This window comes from Glycomyces sp. NPDC049804, assembly GCF_040674615.1.
GTDB classification, from domain to species: Bacteria; Actinomycetota; Actinomycetes; order Mycobacteriales; family Micromonosporaceae; genus Glycomyces; species Glycomyces niveus.
Genome location: NZ_JBFAMQ010000025.1, coordinates 39,976 through 46,948 on the forward strand (window position 1 = coordinate 39,976; position 6,973 = coordinate 46,948).

General features: G+C 69.3%; 7 protein-coding genes. All 7 read left to right on the top strand.

Going from position 1 to position 6,973, the window contains the following annotated elements:
- Positions 1-82: 82 nt before the first annotated feature.
- Positions 83-967 carry a Ku protein gene (locus AB0K52_RS24385; RefSeq protein ID WP_363536691.1) on the top strand — a complete coding sequence of 295 codons (885 nt, stop codon included), beginning with the start codon at positions 83-85 and terminating at the stop codon, positions 965-967.
- Between the two features lie 210 nt (positions 968-1,177).
- Complete coding sequence (locus tag AB0K52_RS24390) at positions 1,178-1,450, top strand: hypothetical protein (protein WP_363536694.1); 273 nt, start codon at positions 1,178-1,180, stop codon at positions 1,448-1,450.
- An 81-nt stretch (positions 1,451-1,531) separates the two neighbouring features.
- Entirely contained in the window at positions 1,532-2,689 is a 1,158-nt protein-coding gene (locus AB0K52_RS24395; RefSeq protein ID WP_363536697.1) for a YcaO-like family protein, read from the top strand.
- A gap of 2 nt (positions 2,690-2,691) precedes the next feature.
- A complete protein-coding gene (locus AB0K52_RS24400; protein WP_363536700.1) occupies positions 2,692-4,017 on the top strand; it encodes a TfuA-like protein in 1,326 nt (441 codons plus the stop codon).
- A 137-nt stretch (positions 4,018-4,154) separates the two neighbouring features.
- Positions 4,155-4,688, top strand: a complete 534-nt coding sequence (locus tag AB0K52_RS24405) for a hypothetical protein (protein WP_363536703.1) — start codon at positions 4,155-4,157, stop codon at positions 4,686-4,688.
- 291 nt (positions 4,689-4,979) lie between these two features.
- Positions 4,980-6,611, top strand: coding sequence for a beta-xylosidase (locus AB0K52_RS24410; protein WP_363536706.1), 1,632 nt, complete (start codon positions 4,980-4,982; stop codon positions 6,609-6,611).
- 168 nt (positions 6,612-6,779) lie between these two features.
- Positions 6,780-6,973 (top strand): peptide-methionine (S)-S-oxide reductase (locus AB0K52_RS24415; protein WP_363536709.1); only part of this gene is annotated, 194 nt, incomplete at its 3' end.

Genomic DNA, 6,973 nt, shown 5'->3' on the forward strand with positions numbered 1-6,973 from the left:
CCTGCGGTTCGCGCCGGAAGCGCGCGTGATGAAATCTCATCTTTCACACGCGACCCGTCGTTCTCAATGTCATCCTGAGTCCGTGAGGTCGATTCTGAACACGACGATCCAGGTCGGCATGGTCCGGGTGCCGGTCAAGGTCTACTCGGCCGTCAGCAGCCACGACCGGCCCATGAACCAGTTCCACGCCCCTGACGGCGGCCGCATCCGCTACGAGAAGGTCTGCGAGCTGGAGGACGAGCCGGTCGAGGCCGATCAGATCCGCAAGGGCTTCGAGACCGACGACGGCGACATCGTCCTGCTCGAGGACGAGGACTTCGCGAGCCTGCCCGCGCCCTCGTCGAAGGTCATCGAGGTGATCGGGTTCCCCACCCCGGACCTGATCGACCCGATCCACTACGAGCGCAGCTACTACCTCGGGCCCGGCGACCGCGGCGCCGCTTCCTTCACGGTCCTGCGCGACGCCATGACCGAGCAGCAGCGCGTCGCGCTCGCATCGTTCACGCTGCGCCAACGCGAAACGATGGCCGTCATCCGGCCGTACGAGCAGGTCCTGATCCTCGACACCCTGCTGTGGGCCGACGAGATCCGCATCCCCGAAGTCGAAGGCACCGGCGGCGACGTCGACCCGAAGGAGATGGAGCTGGCGCGCCTGCTCATCGACGCCCGCACTACCGACGACTGGGAGCCGGAGCAGTACCAGGACGACTACCAGCGGGCACTCGACGAGCTCATCGAGGCGAAAAGCCAAGGCCGCGCCGCACCCAAGGCCCCGAAGGAGAAGAAGGCCGAGGTCATCGACATCATGGACGCGCTGCGGAAGTCCGTCGAGCAGGCGGCCCCCGGCAGGCTGCCGCCTGCGACCGCGCGGAAGGCGACCGCGAAGAAGGCGACGAAGAAGGCCGCGCGCAAGACCCCCGCGAAGAAGGCCGCCGCGAAGGCCGCCCGCAAACGGTCCAACTCCTGACAAGGGACCGGATCGCGGCCCGCGTCGATGGACCGGGGCTCCCGGTCCGAGCCGGCCAGGTGCTGCCGCGCTTGCCGCCCGCACGGTGGCGGAACCGAAGTCAGCGGTTTCCTTCCCTTGCGCTGCAAGGGAGACCATGACGATTTGGGATGTCGCGGTGCTATGGTTTCTTGTTCTGCCGTTCCAACGACACCCACGGAGGTTCTGCCAATGAGCAACGCTTCGCACATGGAGATCACCGACGAGTTCATCAGCCGCCTCATCGGCTCCGGGGACGCGACGCCTGCCGCCGCGTTTTCGAACCAGACTCACGCGACCCTCGCCTCCGACGGCACGATCGGTGAGGTCGCCGCGTACTCGAACCAGACTCACGCGACGCTCGCGTCGGACGGTGCGATCGGTGAGGTCGCCGCGTATTCGAACCAGACTCACGCGACCCTCGCGTCGGACGGTGCGCTGGGCGAGGTCCCCGCCTACAACTAGGTTTTCGGCCTGAGGGCCGCATCGCCGCGCCCGCGGAGCGATGCCTCCGCGGGCGCCTCCCCGACCGACCGGACTGGAGACATGCCTGTGCCCTTCATGATGACGTTCCCGGGCACCCGGAGGACCCGCGATCCCGAGGACACGATGGAGCGCATCGGTCCGCGCCTCGCCGAATACGGGATCACCCGCCTCGCCGACGTCACCGGACTCGACGTCATCGGCATCCCGGTCGTCATGTCGGTGCGGCCTCTGGCCACCACGCTCTCGGTCTCCCAGGGCAAAGGGGTCACCCTCACGCACGCCCGGGTCTCGGCCGCCATGGAAGCCATCGAACTGTGGCACGCCGAGCAGGCGGTCCCGAAACCGAGCCTCGAAGCCGCCGCCGCTGCAGAGGTGGACCTCCCTTACGACGTCCGCGGCCTGGAACAGGCCGAAGGCAGCCTCCTCACCAGCCGGACCAGACTCGATTGGATCGGCGCCGAAATCCTCACCGGCGGGCGGACCCTGGTCCCGGCCTCCTCGGTGCGGTTGGGCATGACCGACCGCTCCTGGCGCGGGCACCACCTCAACGCGAGCTCCAACGGGCTGGCCTCGGGCAACACCCTCGCCGAGGCCACCGTCCACGCCCTCTACGAACAGATCGAGCGCGACTGCACGAGCGCGCTGGCGCGCAAGCCGGTCCGCGACCGGATCATCGTGGACCCCGGGTCAGTGGACGACGCGCACTGCGCCGAACTCATCGACCGAATCCGCTCCGTCGGCGGCTGGATCGAAATCGCCGACGCCACCACCGAGCGGTGGCGGCCGGTCACCTGCTTCACCTGCAACCTGTGGCTGCCCGACATGGGCGCCATGGTCGGCGGATCAGGGGCGCACGCCGATCCCGCGATCGCGCTCTCGCGCGCGATCACCGAAGCGGTGCAGTCCCGCCTGACGTTCATCGTCGGCACCCGCGACGACATCAACCCGCGCGTCTACAACAACGAACTGGTGCGCCCGCCGGCGGCGGTCCATGCGATGGTCCCGTGGGCCGAAGTCTCGGCCGGCGCGGAGGCACCCCCCGCGACCGACGTCGAGGAGCTGAAGCGGTTGTCGTCCATGGTCGCCGCGGTCACCGGGACCGCACCGATGCGCGTGGACCTGACCTTGCCCGGCGAGGCCGAGGACTTCGCGGTCGTCAAGACCCTGAGCCCCGGGCTGCACTTCCTTTCCCGCCACGACCTGCCGCGACCGGAGTAGCAGTGACGACCCACCTCTTCTGCGGCCCGACCGTCAGCGCGGCCGAAGCGCGGACCGTGCTGCCCGAAGCAGTGATCCACCCGCCGGTGCGCCACGGCGACCTCCTTCGCCTCAGCGCAGGACCAGGAGACGTGGTCCTGATCATCGACGGCGTGTTCCACCAGTCGGCATCGGTGCGTCACAAGGAGATCCTGGCGCTCCTGGCGGACGGCGCCACCGTCGCCGGATGCTCCAGCATGGGCGCCCTGCGGGCCGCCGAACTCGACGTCTTCGGGATGGTCGGCATAGGCGAGGTCTACCGGATGTACAAGGACGGCGCCACCGACGCCGACGCCGACGTGGCCGTGACCCACACCGAGGGCGGCAGGATCGCACAGCTCTCGATGGCCATGGTGGACCTGGAGTCGCAGTTGCGCGACGCCCGCCACGCCGGCGTGATCGACGAAGCGGAGCGAGCCCGCCTCGCCGCCGTGATGCGCGGCGTCCACTACACCGAGCGGACCCCGCGACGGCTGGCGCTCCTGGAGGCCCCGGGGATCGACGCGTTCCGGTCCTGGCTGGACACCCACGCCGACGACGGCGTGAAACGCCGCGACGCGCTGGCGGCGCTCGACCTCGTCGCCCGCCGCGAGATCGGCCCCTCGGCGCCGGGCGCATGGGCGGCGGGGGAGTGGCGAACCGAGTACCTCAACGGATGGACCGACCGCCACACCGGTGTCGTCCATGACGGACGAATGGTTTCGAGACTGGCGTGCTCCCAGTATGAGCAGGTCTTCAACCCCTGCCATCCCGAACGTTGGAGCCGCAGGGTGCTGGCATGGATCGCCGGCATCGCCTCCCCCGGTTCCTATACCGTTGCGGCCCTTGCCGAATCGGCAGTGCTCGCCGCGGCTGAGACCGGCCTGCACCCCGAGGACCTCACCGCGGAGCAACGGCGGCAATGGCTGACCGCCGCCGAGGACACCGCGCTCGCCCCGAAGGACCGACTCATCCGCATCCTGGTGCGCAGCATCGGCTTCGGCGCGGCCGCACCCGGGCCCGACGGTGATCCCGAGGAGGGCACAGTCAAGGCGGTCGCCCGGGCCTATGCGGTGAACGACCGGGCCGCCGCGTACGGGGTCACAGTGGACGGGCTCGACGCAGGAGCGGTCCGGCAGTTCCTGCGGCGGCTGTGGGAGCTGGGCGACGCGTCGGAGGAAGTGTGCACCGCGGCGGCTCGCGACCGGGGCTTCCGGAGCTTCGACGGCGCGGTCGGCGTCTGTCGCCAGTTCATTCTCGCCGAGATGGGTGAGGGGCTGTGGCGTTCCCTCGGCATCCCGGCTGACTGACCAACCGGTCCGGGGCCGGAAGGTTCCCACGCACGGCCGGGGCACGGCTGCCTCCGAAACGGAACGCGGTGGCGAATCATGTTGTCGGGCAAGCGGTTAGTATGCAGCCCAACGCCACCGACTGAAGGATCCCTACCTTGCTTCCCGAATATCTCCGGGACGCCGCCGGAATCGCGGCCGTCTTCGGCTTCTTCGCCATGTCCTGGTTCGGCTGGGCTCAGGAGAAACCACCAGCCTCCTGGACTTGGCCATTGCGCGCCGGTTCGATCCTCGCCGGTCTGGTCGCTGTCTGCGGGGGCCTCCTCGTATGGCGGCATTGGCATGACGGCTCGGCCATCGACGACCGCACCGGACCGCTCTTCGGCATCGTGGTCGGTATCGAGTTCGCAGCCGCCGGTCTCGGCTCCGCCGTCTTGGCGATACGCGAGCGCGCGGACCTCATCTCGGCTTGGATCGCCTTCGTCGTGGGCGTGCACCTGTTCCCGGTCGCGGTCGTTCTCGACATCCCCGCACTGCACATTCCAGCCGCCTTGATCACCGTCGCGTCTGTCGCGGCGGCCTGGATCGCCCGATCGACCTCGACTGCAACCAGCGCCGTCGTCGGGGCGGCGACCGGCCCGATCCTGCTCGTCTCGGCGGCCCTGGCGCTCATCGACGCGCTCAATCGCTAGAGGGACTCGGACGCCTCTCGACCACAGGGTGGTCCGCCGCACCTCGCAGGGTGCACGCCCTGCCCGCGCGGCAGGCGCAGTGGCTCGCGCAGCCCGGCGACAGGCGAGGATGCATCGGCGGCGGGTCTGGCATTGCCCGTCTTGAAATATTTCAGTGCTGCCGTTTCGCTGCGCATCTGAGAATACCCAGGCAAAGCCTATTGACCGAGGTACGTATGATCGATAGCCTGCTCTGAGTTCAAGAACTGTTTGAAACAGTTTCGAAGCGTGACGATTGAGTGAAGTGAGAGCATGGCGAACCTTCCCCGACCCGTGATCAGCATCGACGGGCACCCCGGCGAGGACGCGCCGCTGGTGCACGTGTGGAGCGAGTGCGCCGGGGCCGGGCGGGCGAACGAGGCGCTGCGGGCGGACTGGCAGCGGCAGTTCGCTGAGGCCGTGGACGTCCTCGGATTCAAGTACGTGCGGTTCCACGGCCTGTTCCACGACGACATGTTCGTCTACCGGGAGAGCTACGGCGGCGGGTTCGGGCCGAACACGCCCTTGGAGGCGCCGGTCCACACGTTCAGCTACGTGGACAAGGTCTTCGACTTCATCCTCGACAGCGGCGCGCGGCCGTTCGTGGAGCTCGGGTTCATGCCGAGCGAACTCGCGACGCAGACCGGGACGGTGTTCTGGTGGGGCGCGCACTGCAGCCCGCCGAAGAACATGGCGCGGTGGGTCGAGCTGGTCACGGCGACGGTGGAGCACTGGATCGGCCGGTACGGGATCGACGAGGTGCGGCAGTGGCCCTTCGAGGTGTGGAACGAGCCGAACCTGGTGCCGCACTTCTGGACGGGGACCAGGACGCAGTACTTCGAGCTGTACGAGGCGACCGTCAAGGCACTCAAGGGAATCGACGCCGGGCTGCGCGTCGGCGGTCCCTCGTCGAGCGTCTTCGTGCCCGACGACCGGTACAAGGGCGAGGTCGAGGACCGCTCGAAGGAGCACGCGACCGCCGCGGCGGCCGACGTCGACGCCCTCGACTGGCGTCCGGTGTGGATCGAGGAGTTCCTGACCTGGTGCGCGGAGCGGCAGGTCCCGGTCGACTTCGTCTCCACCCACACCTATCCGACCGACTACGCGTTCGACTCCAACGGCGTGGGCGTGCCGCTCTCGCGGTACATCGACGCCACCCGAGACGACCTCACCTTGCTGCGCGGCCTCATCGCCGAAAGCGCGTACCCCGACGCGGAGGTCCACATCACCGAGTGGTCGACGTCCCCGTCCTCGCGGGACCGCATGCACGACACCGTGTTCGCGGCCGCGTCGATCACCCGCTCCTACCTCCAGTGCGCGGCCCTCGCCGAATCGATCTCCTACTGGACCTTCACCGACGTCTTCGAAGAGGGCGGCGCGGGCCTCGGACCGTTCCACGGCGGCTTCGGCCTGGTGAACGAGCAGGGGATCCACAAGCCGACGTTCCACGCGTTCAGGATGCTGGGCCACCTCGGCGACCGGCTGCTCGCCTCCATGCCGCACGGCGCCGTGACCCGCGACAGCCGCACTTCGGCCGTCTCGGCCGTGTTCTTCAACTACCCCGACGACATGGGCGGGAAGTCCATCGGCTCGGCCGACTCCTACGAGGCGACGCGCCACCTCCGCGAAAAGGGTCCGAACAGGAGGGTCCGGCACTCGATCGCCGGTCTCGCACCGGGGACCGCGTTCCTCGTCGAGGTGCTCGACTGGGAGCACGGGAACGTCGCCGAGGCCTGGTACCAGCTGGGGAGCCCGGTCAACCTCTCCCGGGAGGAGGCCCGGCACCTGGGCGCCGTCGCGGACGCGCTGCTGCGGCACACCCTGACCGTCCCCGATACCGGCGTGCTCGAACTCGACCTCGACCTGCCGCCCTGGGCCGTCGCGTCCGTGCGGCAGTCGGACTGAGGACGCCGGGGCGGTTCGCTCGCCCGGCGCTCAGGGTCCCTGGACCGGGCGCCGTCCCGGGCCGCTGCGACAGCGGTCACAGAGACCGCTCCCGGGGTGCGGGACCAAATCCGGTCCCGGAGGCGTTGTGCCCAGTGACGAGACCACCAGCGCGAAGGAGCAACCGTCATGACCAGCGGCATCACCGACACCGGCGCGATCACCAGCAACCCCGGCACCGAGACGGCCGTCCTCGCCGGCGGCTGCTTCTGGGGCATGGAGGACCTGATCCGGCGCCAGCCGGGCGTGCTCGCGACCCGCGTCGGCTACACCGGCGGCACGAACGACCACGCGACCTACCGCAACCACCCCGGCCACGCCGA

What these genes read in the sequence shown, in the direction of transcription:
- AB0K52_RS24390 (WP_363536694.1), top strand. Translation starts at nt 1,178, where the DNA reads ATGAGCAACGCTTCGCACATGGAGATCACCGACGAGTTCATCAGCCGC.
- AB0K52_RS24395 (WP_363536697.1), top strand. Translation starts at nt 1,532, where the DNA reads ATGCCTGTGCCCTTCATGATGACGTTCCCGGGCACCCGGAGGACCCGC.
- AB0K52_RS24410 (WP_363536706.1), top strand. Translation starts at nt 4,980, where the DNA reads ATGGCGAACCTTCCCCGACCCGTGATCAGCATCGACGGGCACCCCGGC.